Here is an 891-nt window from a genome sequence, read left to right on the forward strand (position 1 = left end):
AACCCAGAGTTCCCACATCTTTCCAGTAGCCATTATACTCATAGGCAAAAAGTCTCTGACCTTTCTCCTTACAGTACGGAAGAATATGCTTTCCGAAATCGCAGCTGTTCTGATCCTTCAGAGCGATCAGAGCCTCCTTGAGAACCGGCCAGCTGAAAATATAAATTCCCATAGACGCAAGATTGCTGCTCGGCTTCTCCGGTTTTTCCTCAAATTCTGTTACCCTTCCGGTTTCATCTGTTACCATGATCCCGAAACGGCTTGCCTCTTCAATAGGAACAGGCATACATGCAATGGTAATGTCTGCTTTATTTGCCTTGTGGAAGTCCAGCATTACCTCATAGTCCATCTTATAAATATGATCTCCTGATAAAATCAGAACATAATCCGGATTATACTGTTCCATGTAATCCAGATTCTGAAAAATCGCATTGGCAGTTCCCGTATACCACTCACTGCTTGTACTCTTTTCGTAGGGAGGAAGAACTGTGACTCCGCCTTCATTTCTGTCCAGATCCCACGGAATACCGATTCCAATATGAGTATTTAAACGCAGCGGCTGATACTGTGTCAGAACTCCCACTGTATCAATGCCTGAATTGATGCAGTTGCTCAGCGGAAAATCAATGATACGGTACTTTCCGCCAAATGCGACAGCCGGTTTTGCAACCTTTTCTGTCAACACACCAAGTCTGCTGCCCTGACCGCCAGCCAGAAGCATGGCAATCATTTCCTTCTTCATCATCATGCACTCACCCCTTGTATGTTATGATTTTTTAATTATATCATACTTCCCCTTATTAGTGAACATTTTTTACAATATTTTTACTTGCTTTTTGCAATTTTTTGGAGTTATTGCACATTTTTTTGTTGATGCTTGCTCCGTTCCCG

At 42.6% G+C, this 891-nt stretch carries 1 protein-coding gene; it reads right to left on the reverse strand.

From position 1 onward, the window contains the following. Positions 1–745 (reverse strand): sugar phosphate nucleotidyltransferase (locus QVP40_RS10925; protein ID WP_288200502.1); only part of this gene is annotated, 745 nt, incomplete at its 3' end. Positions 746–891: the final 146 nt, after the last annotated feature.

Origin of the sequence: Blautia sp. CAG:257, from assembly GCF_000433815.1 — a bacterium.
GTDB lineage: Bacteria > Bacillota > Clostridia > Lachnospirales > Lachnospiraceae > Blautia_A > Blautia_A caecimuris.